Genomic DNA, 15,121 nt, shown 5'->3' on the forward strand with positions numbered 1-15,121 from the left:
CGGACATACAGTCAGGAAATACCCCGGGCTCCCCACCCATCGACATCCGTCGGCCCTCACAAACGGGAGGAAGCCGACCCGGAATCTCGAGGCGAGAGGCCTTCGACGTGGCAGCACCGCAGAACTACCTCGCAGTCATCAAGGTCGTCGGTATCGGCGGCGGTGGTGTGAACGCCATCAACCGGATGATCGAGGTCGGTCTCAAGGGCGTCGAGTTCATCGCGATCAACACCGATGCGCAGGCCCTCCTGATGAGCGACGCCGACGTCAAGCTCGACGTGGGCCGTGAACTCACCCGGGGCCTCGGCGCCGGGGCCAACCCCGAGGTCGGCCGGAAGGCCGCCGAGGACCACCGCGAGGAGATCGAGGAGGTCCTCAAGGGGGCCGACATGGTCTTCGTGACGGCCGGCGAGGGCGGCGGCACCGGCACCGGTGGCGCCCCCGTGGTGGCGAACATCGCCCGCTCGCTCGGCGCGCTCACCATCGGCGTGGTCACCCGGCCGTTCACCTTCGAGGGCCGCCGCCGGGCGAACCAGGCGGAGGACGGCATCGCCGGGCTGCGCGAGGAGGTCGACACCCTCATCGTGATCCCGAACGACCGGCTGCTCTCCATCTCCGACCGCCAGGTCAGCGTGCTGGACGCGTTCCGCTCGGCCGACCAGGTGCTGCTCTCCGGCGTGCAGGGCATCACCGATCTGATCACCACCCCCGGTCTGATCAACCTCGACTTCGCCGACGTCAAGTCGGTCATGTCGGACGCCGGTTCGGCCCTGATGGGGATCGGCTCGGCGCGCGGCGAGGACCGGGCCAAGGCGGCCGCCATCATGGCGATCTCCTCCCCGCTGCTGGAAGCCTCCATCGACGGCGCCCGCGGCGTGCTGCTCTCCATCTCCGGCGGTTCCGACCTCGGTCTCTTCGAGATCAACGAGTCGGCCCAGCTGGTCAGCGAGGCGGCGCACCCCGAGGCGAACATCATCTTCGGCGCGGTGATCGACGACGCGCTCGGCGACGAGGTCCGGGTCACCGTGATCGCGGCCGGGTTCGACGGCGGCCAGCCGCCCGCCATCGTCCGCGACCCGGTGGTCAAGTCCACCCCGGCCGCCGGTGGTTCGACCCCGGAGCGCCCGGCGGGCCGCCCGTCCTACGGCAGCATCGGTTCGGTGACGGACCGTCCGAAGGACGAGCAGGGCACCACCACCACGGCCTCGCCGGTCCCCCCGCAGGTGCAGCCGGTCCGGCAGCCGCTGCTGGAGAACCCGGCCGAGGAGCTCGACGTACCGGACTTCCTGAAGTAACCGAGGCACCCGATGCCCACCGTGTTCCCGTCGGGAACACGGTGGGCATCGTGCGGTCCGGAGTGCGATCATCTGCTGTGGCGAGCTGTGTGGGGCGACTGTGACTGACTTGTACGGACCGGAACCGGGCGGACCGGAGTTCCTGGCGGCGCTGACCGAGGGTCAGCGCGCCAGGTACGAGGAGCTGGGCGCCAACCTCGAGGTGGTGCAGCGCCGGATCGCGGACGCCTGTACGGCGGCGGGGCGGGCCCGGGACGCGGTCAGGCTGGTGGTGGTCACCAAGACCTATCCGGCCGAGGACACCGCCCTGCTGGCCGCCCTGGGCGTCACCGACGTGGCGGAGAACCGCGACCAGGACGCCGCCCCCAAGGCCGAGCTGTGCCGCGAACTGCCGCTGGACTGGCACTTCGTGGGCCAACTGCAGACCAACAAGGTCCGCTCGGTGGTCCGCTACGCCAACCACGTGCACTCGGTGGACCGGCTCCGGCTGGTGCAGTCACTGGCCGCCGCGGTGGCCAACGCCGGGCGTCCGCCGGTAGGTTGCCTGGTCCAGGTCGCCCTGGACAAGGAGGCCGGCGAGGGCGAGGGCCGGGCCGGGGCGGCCCCCGAGGAGGTCGCCGCACTGGCCGACGCGATCGCCGACACGCCCGGGCTGCGACTGTCCGGTGTGATGACCGTCGCTCCGCTGGCCGGGCCGTTGGCGGGTGATCCGGCGAAGGCTTTCGAGCGGCTGGCGGAAATCTCAACTGCCCTACGGTCGACGCATCCGGCTGCCACGATGGTCTCGGCGGGCATGAGCGGTGACCTGGAGCAGGCGGTGGCCGCCGGAGCGACACATGTGCGCGTCGGTACGGCGGTGCTCGGAGTGCGGTCAACGCTCCGGTAACGTCACCGGGTAGTAGATCAGACTGCAGGACAAAACAGGACAGAACCTAGCAGCTGGCTACAGCGCTAGTGAACCGTGGATCGATCGCAAACCCGCAGCCACTCCCACTCTATGACGGAGCGTCGGGTGGTGTGCGGAATCCCGCAGGCGAAGGCCGCCGGTGACGATCCACCACAGAGCGGAGGAGACAGGAGCATGGCCGGCGCAATGCGCAAGATGGCGGTCTACCTCGGCCTCGTGGAGGACGAGACGTACGACGGCCAGGGTTACGACCCCGACGACGACTACGACACGGACCCCGAGCCGATCCGAACCGGACGGACCGAGGGCCTGGAGCGCCCCGCGGCGGCACCCGCCGCGCCGGCGCCCGTCGCCCACATCGCGCCTCAGCCCGTCCCGGCTGCCGTGCCGATCCGGCAGGAGCAGCCGCGGATGGCCCCAGTGTCGTCCATCACACCCGACCGCCGCCAAAACCTGGAGAAGAGCACCCCGGTGATCATGCCCAAGGTCGTCAACGAACGAGAGCCGTACCGCATCACCACGCTGCACCCGAGGACCTACAACGAGGCCCGTACCATCGGGGAACAGTTCCGTGGCGGCACCCCGGTGATCATGAATTTGACCGAGATGGACGACACGGATGCGAAGCGGCTCGTAGACTTCGCCGCTGGACTCGTCTTCGGTCTGCACGGCAGTATCGAGCGAGTGACACAGAAGGTGTTCCTGCTGTCTCCTGCTAACGTCGATGTAACGGCGGAGGACAAGGCTCGGATCGCCGAGGGTGGGTTCTTCAACCAGAGCTGACCCGACCACGACTTCTCGGTGGATCTCGTGGCAGTGGTACGTGACTGACGGATCGTCCGGTATGCCGGATATGAACAGGGAGACGCGATGGGGATCGTGCGGGGAGTGCTCTTCTATGCGCTGAGTGCTTTCCTCTTGGTCCTGCTCTTCCGTCTGGTCATGGACTGGGTCTTCCAGTTCGCCCGCTCGTGGCGTCCTGGGAAGGCCATGGTCGTGGTGCTGGAGGCCACGTACACTGTCACCGATCCGCCGCTCAAGCTTCTTCGGCGATTCATTCCGCCGTTGCGTTTCGGGGGCGTGGCGCTCGACCTGTCCTTCTTCGTACTGATGATCATTGTGTTTGTCCTGAGATCGCTCGTGCTGACTCTGCCGTCTTGAGCGCTGCGACAGGATGCCGGTGTGCCGACGATCACGTTGAGGTGAAGAGATGTCACTGTCCCCCGAGGACGTTCGGAACAAGCAGTTCACGACCGTCCGGCTGCGTGAAGGCTATGACGAGGACGAGGTCGATGCCTTCCTCGACGAGGTCGAAGCTGAGCTGACCCGACTGCTCCGCGAGAACGAGGACCTGCGGGCCAAGCTCGCCGCGGCCACTCGTGCCGCCGCGCAGAACCAGGCCAACATGCGCAAGGAGCAGCAGCCGCAGGACGGCCGCCAGGGTGCTCCCGTCCCCGCCGCCATATCCGGCCCGCCGGTGCCCGGCCAGGGTCAGATGCAGCAGGGTCCCGGCCAGCAGCAGCAGATGCAGCAGCAGATGGGCAACCAGCCGCTCGGCCTGCCGTCCGGTGCGCCGCAGCTCCCGTCCGGTCAGGGCGGCCCGATGGGCCAGCCCAACCAGCAGCAGCTGCAGCCGATGGGCCAGCAGCAGCAGATGCAGCAGCCGATGCAGCAGCAGATGGGCCAGACCATGGGCGGCCAGCAGCAGCTGGTGCAGCCGATGGGTGGTCAGATGCTGCAGCCGATGGGCCAGCAGCAGATGGGCCAGACCATGGGCGGCCAGCAGCTGCAGCCGATGGGCGGCCCGATGGGCCAGCAGCTCGGCGGCCCGATGGGTGCCCCGATGCAGCAGCAGCAGGCCCCCGGTGGCGACAGTGCCGCCCGGGTGCTCGCGCTCGCCCAGCAGACTGCCGACCAGGCGATCTCCGAGGCCCGTTCCGAGGCCAACAAGATCGTCGGCGAGGCGCGCAGCCGGGCCGAGGGCCTGGAGCGGGACGCCCGCGCCAAGGCCGACGCCCTGGAGCGGGACGCGCAGGAGAAGCACCGGGTCGCGATGGGCTCGCTGGAGTCCGCCCGCGCCACCCTGGAGCGCAAGGTCGAGGACCTGCGTGCCTTCGAGCGTGAGTACCGCACCCGCCTGAAGTCCTACCTGGAGACCCAGCTGCGCCAGCTGGAGTCGCAGGCGGACGACTCGCTCGCCCCGCCGCGGATCCCGGCCACCGCCTCGCTGCCGCCGGCCGGTGCCTCGGCGATGAGCAGTCAGCCGTCCTTCGGCGGTCAGTCCTCCTTCGCCGGTGCGGGCCAGCCGTCCTTCGGCGGCCAGTCCTCCTTCGGTGGCGGCAACGGTCAGCCCTCCTTCGGTGGCCAGCCGAACGGTGCCTCCAGCGGCGCCGCGCAGATGGCTCCCGCCGGGATGACCCAGCCGATGGCGGCCGTCCGGCCGCAGCCTCCGCAGCCGATGCAGCAGGCGCCCGCTCCGATGCGTGGCTTCCTGATCGACGAGGACGGCGACAACTAAGCAGTAACCATCGAGGGCGCCCCCGCCGTGACGAACCGTCACCGTGGGGGCGCCCTCGTTTTTTCTTGGCACACGCTTCGGCAGGCAGGGGCTCGGGGCTCTGCTGATGTGCGGCTCCGCCGCGTGGGCGACGCCGACCTCTTGGCACGTGCCTCGGTAGGGCACATCAGGGGCTCGGGGAACTGCGACGCCGACCTCAGAAGAGGTCGCACCCGCGTGCATGGTCAGGCACTTTCGCCTGTGACCCGCACGCCAGATCTCGTCGCCGTTCCCCGAGCCCCTGGACCGTAGCCGGTTGAGCGCCTGCCTACGCCTTGCGGAGCTGGAAGCTCAGGCCGAGCCCTTCGTCGGTGAAGGTCTCCGAGACCCACTCCGCCGCGCCCGCGAGGAAGTCGGTGGCGAGCACCTCGTCGGCGACCAGCTGGCCGTGCTCGGCGATCGCCTCGGCGGTCTCCTCGGTGGCGGCCCGCCACCGCAGCACGATCCGGTCGGCGACGTCGAGGCCGGAGTTCTTCCGGGCCTCCTGGATCTGCCGGATGGCGTCCCGGGCGATACCGAGCCGCTTGAGCTCCGGCGTGATGTGCAGATCCAGCGCCACGGTGGCGCCGGACTCGTTGGCGACCGCCCAGCCCTCGCGCGGGGTCTCGGTGATGATCACCTCGTCCGGACCGAGCTCGACGGTCTCCCCGTTCAGCTCGACCGAGGCGGTGCCGGAGGCACGGAGCGAAGCAGCCAGTGCAGCCGCATCGGCCGCGGCCACCACCTTGGCGACGTCCTGAACGCCCTTGCCGAACCGCTTGCCCAGAGCCCGGAAGTTCGCCTTGGCCGAGGTGTCGACCAGCGAACCGCCGACCTCCGCCAGCGACTCCAGCACCGAGACGTTCAGCTCCTCGGCGATCTGCGCCCGCAGGTCACCGGGCAGCTCGTCCCAGCCCTGCGCCGCGATCAGCGCACGGGACAGCGGCTGACGGGTCTTCACACCCGACTCGGCGCGGGTGGCCCGACCGAGCTCGACCAGCCGTCGCACCAGCGCCATGTTCCGGGACAGCTCGGTGTCGATCAGCGCCTCGTCGGCGACCGGCCAGGAGGCCAGGTGCACCGAGGCCGGAGCGTCCGCGACCACCGGGACGACCAGGTCCTGCCAGACCCGCTCGCTGATGAACGGGGTGAGCGGGGCCATCAGCCGGGTCACGGTCTCCAGCGCCTCGTGCAGGGTGGCCAGCGCGGCCGCGTCACCCTGCCAGAACCGCCGACGCCCGCGCCGGACGTACCAGTTGGAGAGGTCGTCGACGAAGCCGGAGAGCAGCTTGCCGGCCCGGTGGGTGTCGTACAGCTCCAGCGCCGCGTCCACGTCGCGGACCAGGGTGTTGAGTTCGGACAGCACCCACTTGTCCAGCTGCGGCCGGTCGGCCGGACGCGGGTCCGAGGCGGACGGGGCCCACTCGGCGGTGCGGGCGTACAGCGCCTGGAAGGCGACGGTGTTCCAGTAGGTCAGCAGCGTCTTGCGGACCACCTCCTGGATCGCCCCGTGCCCGACCCGGCGGGCCGACCACGGCGAGCCGCTCGCGGCCATGAACCAGCGCACCGCGTCGGCGCCGTGCTGGTCCATCAGTGGGATGGGGTCGAGGGTGTTGCCCAGGTGCTTGGACATCTTCCGGCCGTCCTCGGCCAGGATGTGACCGAGGCAGACGACGTTCTCGTAGCTGTTCTTGTCGAACACCAGGGTGCCGACGGCCATCAGCGTGTAGAACCAGCCGCGGGTCTGGTCGATCGCCTCGGAGATGAACTGGGCCGGGTACCGGCTCTCGAACAACTCCTTGTTCTGGTACGGGTAGCCGTACTGGGCGAACGGCATCGAGCCCGAGTCGTACCAGGCGTCGATCACCTCGGGCACCCGGGTCGCCGTCGCCGAGCAGGTCGGGCAGGCGAAGGTGACGTCGTCGATGAACGGCCGGTGCGGGTCCAGCGCGCTCTGGTCGGTGCCGGTCAGCTCGGAGAGCTGGGCCAGCGAGCCGACGCAGGTGAGGTGGTTCTCCTCGCAGCGCCAGATCGGCAGCGGGGTGCCCCAGTAGCGGTTGCGGGAGAGCGCCCAGTCGATGTTGTTGTTCAGCCAGTCGCCGAAGCGGCCGTGCTTGACGTTCTCGGGGAACCAGTTGGTGCCCTCGTTCTCCCGGATCAGCGCGTCCTTGACGGCGGTGGTGCGGATGTACCAGGACGGCTGCGCGTAGTAGAGCAGCGCGGTGTGGCAGCGCCAACAGTGCGGGTAGCTGTGCTCGTACGGCAGGTGCCGGAACAGCAGGCCGCGGGCCTGCAGGTCGGCCACCAGCGCCTCGTCGGCCTTCTTGAAGAAGACGCCGCCGACCAGCGGGACGTCGGCCGCGAAGGTGCCGTCCGCCTCGACCGGGTTGACCACCGGCAGGCCGTACTTGCGGCAGGTGGCGAGGTCGTCCGCGCCGAAGGCGGGGGACTGGTGGACGATGCCAGTGCCGTCCTCGGTGGTGACGTAGTCGGCGTTCAGGACGTAGTGCGCGTCCGGGATCTCGACCAGGTCGAACGGACGCCGGTACGCCCAGCGCTCCATCTCGGCGCCGGTGAAGGACTCGCCGGTGGCCTCCCAGCCCTCGCCCAGCGCCTTGGCCAGCAGCGGCTCGGCCACCACCAGGCGCTCGGTGCCGTCGGTGGCCACCACGTAGGTGACGTCCGGGTGCACGGCGGCGGCGGTGTTGGAGACCAGCGTCCACGGGGTGGTGGTCCACACCAGCAGCGCGGCGGTGCCGGCCAGCGGGCCCGAGGTGAGCGGGAAGCGGACGAAGACCGAGGGGTCGACCACGGTCTCGTAGCCCTGGGCCAGCTCGTGGTCGGAGAGGCCGGTGCCGCAGCGCGGGCACCAGGGGGCGACCCGGTGGTCCTGGACCAGCAGGCCCTTGTCGAAGATCTGCTGGAGCGACCACCAGACCGACTCGATGTAGGACGGGTCCATGGTGCGGTAGGCCTCGTCGAGGTCGACCCAGTAGCCCATGCGCGTGGTGAGCTCGGTGAAGGCGTCGGTGTGCCGGGTCACCGAGTCGCGGCACTTGGCGTTGAACTCGGCGATGCCGTACTTCTCGATGTCCTGCTTGCCGGCGAAGCCGAGCTCCTTCTCGACGGCCAGCTCGACCGGCAGGCCGTGACAGTCCCAGCCGGCCTTGCGGGCGACGTGGTAGCCCTTCATGGTCCGGTAGCGCGGGAAGACGTCCTTGAAGACCCGGGCCTCGATGTGGTGCGCGCCCGGCATGCCGTTGGCGGTCGGCGGGCCCTCGTAGAACACCCACTCGGGGCGGCCCTCGGACTGCTCGAGGCTGCGCTGGAAGATCTTCTGGTCCTGCCAGAAGGACAGGATCTGGTGCTCCAGGACCGGCAGGTCCACCTGAGCGGGTACGGAGTTGTACGTGGTCATCGCGGGGTCTACCTCCGACGGATGCGTGGACAGCCTTCCGACGGAGGGACGAGACGGCAGGCCGTCCCGCGGTACCACCCTCCTTGGCCGCGGATGGGGACTGCGGCCCTCTTGTTTGGGCTTGCTACCGGGTCTAATGGGCCGTCAGGCCGTTCTTCCGGTGGCTCCGGGGTGATCTTCCCGCCGCGCACACCCCCGGGCTCACACCATCCCCGGGTCGCTCCTGGCTGCGTACGTCGGTACTCGTCCCATCAGCGCCTTGCAGGCTCAGTGTATCGGGACCGGCAAGGCGTTATGCGCGCCCACACGCGTGGTTAGCGGATGACGATCTGGGCACAACACGGTCAGCACTCGGGCGGCTGCCCGGGTGGGAACCCAGGGCCTTATCGGTATGTCCCGTTGTGGGTGGATTCGATGGGGATTATCGTTCCGGCACCGGAGGCCGCCGGGAACCGGCGGTCCGTTTCGTTCGTAGATGAGGTCGAAGCCATGGCTGAGAAGGCAAGTGGCGCTACCGCCACTACCGTCACCAAGCGGACGCGCAAGGCCGTGGCAGGCGACTCAGGGGAGGGGACCGTGAGCACTACACGGCGGAAGACCAGCACCGGCACCGGACGGGTGGCCGCGACCAGCCGCAAGCACGCCCCGGCGGGGAGCGGGGCACGCGGGGCCGAGTCGGTGGACCCGGCGGAGCTGCCGGTCCGCCCCGGCGAGGAGTCCTGGACCACGGCCGAGGTGGCCGAGCTGCACCAGGAGCTGAACGACGACGCGGACCGGCTGCGCAGCGAGATCGCCGCCGCCGAGCAGGCCCTGGACGGGCTGATGCGGGACTCCAACGACGGCGCGGGCGACGACCAGGTCGACGCCGGCACCAAGAACATCAGCCGGGAGAGTGAGCTCGCGCTCGCCAACAACGCCCGTGACAGCCTGGCCCAGACCGAGCGGGCGCTGGCCCGGCTGGAGGGCGTGGGCTTCGGGGTCTGCGAGTCGTGCGGGCAGGCGGTCGGCAAGGCCAGGCTGCAGGCCTTCCCGCGGGCGACCCTGTGCGTCACCTGCAAGGCCAAGCAGGAGCGCAGGTAACGAGTCGGCCACGGGGGTCGGGCGGTACCGTACGCTCGACCCCAGTACTCGTTCACTCTCGGCAGCGGAGCGGATCATCAGCACTCCAGGCTCTCCCCAGACCCAGGACGACTCCGTCCAGCCCGCCTCGGCCGACCTCGCGTCGGCCGAGCCCGCAGCGGTCGAGGCTGCACCGGCGGAGGCTGCTTCGGCCGAGGCCGTGGAGGACGCGGTGAGCACCCCTGAGGAGCCGGCCCGCCGGGAGGCGCTCCGCCGTCGCCGGATCGCACTGCTGCTCGGGGTGGCCCTGCTCGCCTACCTGATCGACCTGGGCAGCAAGCTGCTGGTGGTGGCCAGGCTGGAGGGGCACCAGCCGATCGACGTGATCGGCGACATCGTCACCTTCCAGGTGATCAGGAACGGTGGGGCCGCCTTCGGGATGGGCCAGGCGATGACGGTGGTCTTCACCGCGATCGCCACCTCGGTGATCGTGGTGATCTGGCGGATCGCCCGCAAGCTCTACAGCCTGCCGTGGGCGATCGCGCTCGGTCTGCTGCTCGGCGGGGCCCTGGGGAACCTGACGGACCGGCTGTTCCGCTCGCCCGAGGTGTTCCGCGGGCACGTGGTGGACTTCATCTCGGTCCAGCACTTCGCGGTCTTCAACCTGGCCGACTCGGCCATCGTCTGCGGCGGCATCCTGGTCGTGCTGCTCTCCTTCCGGGGCAGCAACCCGGACGGCACCGTGCACCAGGTGACCAAGGAAGACAAGAGCGTGTAGCACCCGGATCACGCCCGGCGTGCAGGCCGTGCGGTCCGGTAGTGGCGCCGGGTCCGGCATACTCGTACGGGTGAGTACCGCAGCGCAGACCCGCAGCCTCCCCGTTCCCGACGGCCTGGAAGGTGAGCGCCTCGACGCCGCCCTGGCCCGGATGTTCGGCTTCTCCCGGACCAAGGCCGCCGAGCTGGCCGCCGACGGGAAGGTCACCATCGACGGCGTGACGGCCGGCAAGTCGGACCGGGTGATGGCCGGTGCCTGGCTGGAGGTCGAGATCCCGGCCCCCGCCGCCCCCGTCCAGATCGTCGCCGAGCACGTCGAGGGCATGCGGATCGTCCACGACGACGAGCACATCGTGCTGGTCGACAAGCCGGTCGGCGTCGCCGCCCACCCCAGCCCCGGCTGGACCGGACCGACCGTGATCGGCGGCCTGGCCGCGGCCGGCTACCGGATCTCCACCTCCGGCGCGGCCGAGCGCCAGGGCGTCGTGCACCGCCTGGACGTCGGCACCTCGGGGCTGATGGTGGTCGCCAAGTCCGAGCGCGCGTACACCGACCTCAAGCGGCAGTTCCACGACCGGATCGTGGAGAAGAAGTACAACACCCTGGTGCAGGGCCACCCGGACCCGATGAGCGGCACCGTGGACGCGCCGATCGGCCGCCACCCCAGCTCGGACTGGAAGTGGGCCGTCACCAAGGACGGCAAGCACTCGATCACCCACTACGACCTGATCGAGGCCTACCGGGCCGCCTCGCTGCTCGACATCAAGCTGGAGACCGGCCGCACCCACCAGATCCGGGTGCACATGTCCGCGCTGCGGCACCCCTGCGTCGGTGACATCACCTACGGCGCCGACCCGACGCTGTCCAAGCGGCTCGGCCTGACCCGGCAGTGGCTGCACGCGGTCTCGCTCGGCTTCGAGCACCCCGGCGACGGCGAGTGGGTGCAGTTCGACAGCGAGTACCCGGAGGACCTGCGCCGGGCCCTCGAGATCATCTCCTCGGAGAGCTGATGGCCGCCGAGCTGCGGGTTGCCGCCGGCGACGTCGACCTGGCGCTGGTCAAGCTGATCCGGCACGAGGTCTTCGTGGTCGAGCAGGGTGTCCCGGCCGAGCTGGAGTACGACGAGTACGACGCCACCGCGGTCCATGTGCTGGCGCTCGCGGACGGGATGGCGCTGGGCACCGGCCGGCTGATCCACGGCGCCGAGGCGCTCGGCAAGACCGGGATCGCCGGGCGGGTGCTGCTCGGCCGCCTCGCCGTCCGCAAGGCCGCCCGGGGCACCGGGCTCGGCGCCGAGCTGGTCCGGGCGCTGGAGCAGGCCGGTCGCGAGCACGGCGGCACCGAGCTGGAGCTGCACGCGCAGGTGCAGGCACTGGGCTTCTACGAGCGCCTCGGGTACGTCGCCGAGGGCCCGGTCTACGACGACGCCGGAATCCCGCACCGGACCATGACGCGGAAGCTCTGACGCAGAGCTCTGACACGGCAGCTGTGACGCGGCGGATCTGACGCACCGAAAGCTGTGAAACACCGGGGATCCGGGTGGCCTGCGGGCTGCCCGGATCCCTTTTTCTGCCCTTCCAGCTCCCTGTCCGATGTACGCACGGGCAGTGTTTCCGCAGAACCCCCGCGGAGGCCCACCGTGGCTTGAGCATCGGAGGTTTGGAATGCTTCGATGACGGCTCACACGCGCGAATAGGGCTGGGGGTCAGGTGCGCCGGTTGAGTTCGTCGGGCACCGTTCCGGCTCTTCAGGACGGTCGGGTGGAGCTGCGCCGCCCGATCGAGGAGGACGCGGACACCCTGCTGGCAGGTTCGCGCGATCCACTGGTCCGGGAGTTCATGCAGGGTGTCCTCGCGCACCCGGACCGGGAGTCGGCGGTGCGCTGGATCACCGAGGTCGCCCCCGGACTCTGGGCCGCCGACCGGGCCGCGTATTTCGCCGTGCTGGACGGCCCCGGGCCCGCGGTCGGCTGGGCCGAGCTCACGGACCTGCGTCCGGACGAAGGTGCGGCCGAGGTCGCGGTCTGGCTGCTGCCGGCCGCCCGCAGTCTCCGGGTGGCCGCCTCGGCGCTCCGGCTGGTCTGCCGATTCGGCTTCGAGCAGCTGGAGTTGGAGCGGATCGACGCCTATGCGGCGGCGGACAACATGCCCGTCCAGGTGGTCGGAGCCTTCATCGGTTTCCGCCGGGCAGGCTTCCGCCCACAGCTGTTCCGCAGCTCCAGCACCCAGACGCTGCACGACGCCGTGTACGCCACCGTGGTGCYCGGCGAGCTCTGCTGACCACCCGCGGGCCCGGCTGGCGGGCCCCTCTGCTGACTGCTGATCTTCCGACCCGGACGTTTTTTGGGGGCATTGTGTCGGGCACCATTCGCTTCACCGCTGGATCGCGTCAACTGGCCGTCGGCCGCATGGAGTTGACGATCGACGAGGACGGCTCGCTGCTGGTCGAACGGCAGCTGCCCGAGGGCGACACGGTGCGGTACGGCGGGCTGGACCAGGCGGTCCCGCAGCGTCTGCTGACCACACTGCGGGCCACCCCCGGAGCGTCCGCCGAGGAGCCGGTCGCGGACCGGGCGGCCCGGCGGCTGACGGTCGGTGACACCGCCTGGACCGACGGCACCGAGCACCCGGTGCCCCCGGTGGCCCGGCTGCTGGAGGCGCTCGCCGTCCAGTTACTCCAGCCGCTGGAGTACGGCCAACTCCCGCTCGCCGTCGTCGAGTCGGCAGCCGTCGAGGCCGCCGCCGACACGGTGCTGCCAGCCGCCGCGATCGGCACGGTGGACGGCCTGCCCGCCTACGCGCTGGCCGAGGGTGGTCAGGGCTTCGACCTCGGCCGACTGCCGGACGGCGGCTCGCTGGGCGGCTCCGACGGCGAGGCGGGACTGCTGCCGAGCGCGGTCGCGCTCGGGGTGGTGGACGACCGGGAGCTGTTCGCGGTCGGTGCGGCCGACGGCGCGGTGCAGGTCTGGGACGCCGCCAGCGGCGCGCTGGTGCACGGCACTTCGGGCGGTGAAGGCGCGCAGGTGGTGGCCGCCGGGCTGGTGCAGGGCGTCCCGCTGGTGTTCTCCGGCGGCCGGCGCGGCGAGGTCCGGGCCTGGCGGGCCGAGGACGGCAAGGGGCTCGGCCTGCTGGAGATCGGCGGCGAGGGTGCCCGGGCGCTGTTGCACGCCCGCTGCGCCTCGGTCGACCTGGTGGTGGCGGCCGCATCCGACGGCACGGTCCGGGTCTGGGACGCCGGTGCCGGGGCCCAACTCCACCTGCTGGTCGGCCACTCGGCGCCGGTCATCGCGCTCGCGGTGCTCCCGCTCGGCGAGCAGGCACTGCTCGCCACCGGCGGCCAGGACCAGGACATCCGGCTCTGGGACCTCGCCACCGGGCGCCAGGTCGCACTGTTCACCGGCCACTCGGCCACCGTCACCGGTCTGACCTTCACCGAGCTGGACGGCCGCCCGGTGCTGGCCTCCTGCGCGCTCGACAACACGCTGCGCACCTGGGACGTGTACGCGGCCACCGCGCTCGGCGGCCGCCCGGCCGGCGGCAGCTGGCTGACCGCGCTGGCCACCGTCACGGTCGGCGGCCAGGAGCTGCTGGCCAGCGGCGACGAGCACGGCCGGATCCGCCTCTGGGAGACCAAGGGTGGTAAGCCGGTGGGCAGTTACGAGCCGGAGCGGGCGGACGGCGCCGGCCCGGTTCCGGTCAACGCGCTGGCGGTCGGCGACCTGTACGGGCGCCCGGTGCTGGTGGCCGGCTACGGCGACGGCAGGATCCGGCTCTGGGACGCGGCGGCCAGGACCGAGCTGTACGCGCTGGACTCCGACGGCGGCCCGGTCGGCTCGGTGGCGGTGCTGCCGGCCGAGGGCGAACCGGTGCTGGTCTGCGGCACGGTGGCCGGCGCGGTGCGCTGCCACCGGCTGAGCGACGGCGTGCCGCTCTCGGTGCCGACGCCGCACACCGGACCGGTCACCGCGCTGGTCTTCGGAGAGCCGGTGCCCGGTACGACGGCCATCCTGGTCTCGGGCGGGGCGGACGGCACCGTACGGGTCAGAAGCGCCCAGGACGGCGCCCCGCTCCGGCAGTTGGCGGCCCATCAGGACGGTGTGACCGCGCTGGCGATCGGCGAGGTGAGCGGCCGCCGGGTGCTGGCCAGCGCGGGCCGGGACCGTACCGTCCGGCTCTGGGACGTCGACGGCGGCCAGGCCGGACCGGTCCTGACGGGTCTTCGGGAGTCGGCCGAGAAGCTGACCGTCGGCACCCTGGACGGCCGGGCCGTGGTGCTGGCCGGCTGCACCGACGGCTCCGTCCTCGGCTGGGACGTGATGGGCGGGCACGGCATCGCCGATCTGCCCGGCGGCACCGCCGAGGTCCGCTCGTTGATCTGCCAGGAGCTGGACGGCGAGGTGCTGGTGGCCGCCGGAGACGCCACCGCCACGCTGCGGCTCTGGCACCTGGCCACCGGCACGCTGGTCAACGAGGCGCCGCTGGACCGCACACCGCTGGCGATCGCCTTCGGCGAGACCGGCCTGTACGTGGTCGGACCGGGTGGCGCGCTCACCCTCTGAGCACCGCCGTCCGTTCAATCGTTCCGAATTTCCTAGGGGTTGGGAAGCATGGCAGGGGATTCCTTCAATATCGACCTGGACGAGGTCGAGGCCGCCGCCACGATGATCCAGCGGATGCACGACGACCTCGAAGAGGCGTACATCAAGCTCTCCACACTGGTCGCCACGGTCAAGGACGACATCTACGGCACCGACCTGGTGGGCAAGTCGCTGGGCGGGGCGACCGCCTCGGTGATCGGGCTGGCCGAGCAGCAGAAGAAGACCCTGGAGGGCTTCAAGGCCTTCCTCGGGAACACCGCCCAGGTCGCGGGCAACCTGAAGATGATGAGCGGCAGTCACCGCGAGACCGACTCCGAGCACGCCGACCTGCTCAACAAGATCGGCGACGGAACGGACATCCCGCTGCCGCCCCCGCCGTCGGCGGGCACCGGACCGGGGTACGTCTCGCCGACCAAGGGGCCGAACCTCAACTACAACCACGCGGGTGACCGCCCCGAGCCGAAGCCCGCGCCCACCTACGGCCGCCCGCAGGTGATGTGAGCCCCGGCCCGTCGTCATCCCCTCCGTGCAA

13 protein-coding genes are annotated in these 15,121 nt (G+C 70.8%); 12 read left to right on the forward strand and 1 reads right to left on the reverse strand.

Annotation, left to right across the window (positions count from 1 at the left end):
* The first annotated feature begins 107 nt into the window (after positions 1–107).
* The 5 genes from ftsZ (at position 108) to ASC99_RS17720 (ending at position 4,720) form a co-directional block, all read left to right on the forward strand.
* Positions 108–1,295 (forward strand): cell division protein FtsZ, encoded by a 1,188-nt coding sequence (ftsZ, locus tag ASC99_RS17700; protein ID WP_057233069.1) that lies wholly within the window; start codon positions 108–110, stop codon positions 1,293–1,295.
* Positions 1,296–1,446: 151 nt separating this feature from the next.
* The gene (locus ASC99_RS17705) at positions 1,447–2,181 is read left to right on the forward strand and encodes a YggS family pyridoxal phosphate-dependent enzyme (RefSeq protein ID WP_057233123.1); all 735 of its coding nucleotides are present in this window, start codon (positions 1,447–1,449) and stop codon (positions 2,179–2,181) included.
* 195 nt (positions 2,182–2,376) lie between these two features.
* A complete protein-coding gene (locus tag ASC99_RS17710; protein ID WP_057233070.1) occupies positions 2,377–2,985 on the forward strand; it encodes a cell division protein SepF in 609 nt (202 codons plus the stop codon).
* 87 nt (positions 2,986–3,072) lie between these two features.
* Entirely contained in the window at positions 3,073–3,363 is a 291-nt protein-coding gene (locus tag ASC99_RS17715) for a YggT family protein (RefSeq protein WP_057233071.1), read from the forward strand.
* Between the two features lie 49 nt (positions 3,364–3,412).
* Entirely contained in the window at positions 3,413–4,720 is a 1,308-nt protein-coding gene (locus ASC99_RS17720) for a DivIVA domain-containing protein (protein WP_057233072.1), read from the forward strand.
* A 307-nt stretch (positions 4,721–5,027) separates the two neighbouring features.
* Here ASC99_RS17720 and ileS read toward each other — a convergent pair whose 3' ends face one another.
* Entirely contained in the window at positions 5,028–8,156 is a 3,129-nt protein-coding gene (ileS, locus tag ASC99_RS17725; RefSeq protein WP_057233073.1) for an isoleucine--tRNA ligase, read from the reverse strand.
* A 576-nt stretch (positions 8,157–8,732) separates the two neighbouring features.
* Here ileS and ASC99_RS17730 point away from each other — a divergent pair.
* The 7 genes from ASC99_RS17730 (at position 8,733) to ASC99_RS17760 (ending at position 15,090) form a co-directional block, all read left to right on the forward strand.
* Positions 8,733–9,236 carry a TraR/DksA family transcriptional regulator gene (locus ASC99_RS17730; protein WP_235502525.1) on the forward strand — a complete coding sequence of 168 codons (504 nt, stop codon included), beginning with the start codon at positions 8,733–8,735 and terminating at the stop codon, positions 9,234–9,236.
* A 76-nt stretch (positions 9,237–9,312) separates the two neighbouring features.
* Entirely contained in the window at positions 9,313–9,993 is a 681-nt protein-coding gene (lspA, locus tag ASC99_RS17735; protein WP_369824205.1) for a signal peptidase II, read from the forward strand.
* A gap of 70 nt (positions 9,994–10,063) precedes the next feature.
* Complete coding sequence (locus ASC99_RS17740; RefSeq protein ID WP_057233125.1) at positions 10,064–11,002, forward strand: RluA family pseudouridine synthase; 939 nt, start codon at positions 10,064–10,066, stop codon at positions 11,000–11,002.
* The gene (locus tag ASC99_RS17745; RefSeq protein ID WP_057233076.1) at positions 11,002–11,457 is read left to right on the forward strand and encodes a GNAT family N-acetyltransferase; all 456 of its coding nucleotides are present in this window, start codon (positions 11,002–11,004) and stop codon (positions 11,455–11,457) included. The genes ASC99_RS17740 and ASC99_RS17745 overlap by 1 nt, the downstream gene beginning before the upstream one ends.
* A 295-nt stretch (positions 11,458–11,752) precedes the next feature.
* The gene (locus ASC99_RS17750; protein ID WP_057233077.1) at positions 11,753–12,271 is read left to right on the forward strand and encodes a GNAT family N-acetyltransferase; all 519 of its coding nucleotides are present in this window, start codon (positions 11,753–11,755) and stop codon (positions 12,269–12,271) included.
* 128 nt (positions 12,272–12,399) lie between these two features.
* Positions 12,400–14,550 (forward strand): WD40 repeat domain-containing protein, encoded by a 2,151-nt coding sequence (locus ASC99_RS17755; RefSeq protein ID WP_057233078.1) that lies wholly within the window; start codon positions 12,400–12,402, stop codon positions 14,548–14,550.
* A gap of 48 nt (positions 14,551–14,598) precedes the next feature.
* On the forward strand, positions 14,599–15,090 hold the full coding sequence (locus ASC99_RS17760; RefSeq protein ID WP_057233079.1) for a hypothetical protein: 492 nt from the start codon (positions 14,599–14,601) through the stop codon (positions 15,088–15,090).
* Positions 15,091–15,121: the final 31 nt, after the last annotated feature.

The organism is Kitasatospora sp. Root107, assembly GCF_001424875.1.
Taxonomy (GTDB): domain Bacteria; phylum Actinomycetota; class Actinomycetes; order Streptomycetales; family Streptomycetaceae; genus Kitasatospora.

What these genes read in the sequence shown, in the direction of transcription:
- ASC99_RS17710 (WP_057233070.1), top strand. Translation starts at nt 2,377, where the DNA reads ATGGCCGGCGCAATGCGCAAGATGGCGGTCTACCTCGGCCTCGTGGAG.
- ASC99_RS17715 (WP_057233071.1), top strand. Translation starts at nt 3,073, where the DNA reads ATGGGGATCGTGCGGGGAGTGCTCTTCTATGCGCTGAGTGCTTTCCTC.
- ASC99_RS17720 (WP_057233072.1), top strand. Translation starts at nt 3,413, where the DNA reads ATGTCACTGTCCCCCGAGGACGTTCGGAACAAGCAGTTCACGACCGTC.
- ileS (WP_057233073.1), bottom strand. Translation starts at nt 8,156, where the DNA reads ATGACCACGTACAACTCCGTACCCGCTCAGGTGGACCTGCCGGTCCTG.
- ASC99_RS17745 (WP_057233076.1), top strand. Translation starts at nt 11,002, where the DNA reads ATGGCCGCCGAGCTGCGGGTTGCCGCCGGCGACGTCGACCTGGCGCTG.
- ASC99_RS17755 (WP_057233078.1), top strand. Translation starts at nt 12,400, where the DNA reads ATGGAGTTGACGATCGACGAGGACGGCTCGCTGCTGGTCGAACGGCAG.
- ASC99_RS17760 (WP_057233079.1), top strand. Translation starts at nt 14,599, where the DNA reads ATGGCAGGGGATTCCTTCAATATCGACCTGGACGAGGTCGAGGCCGCC.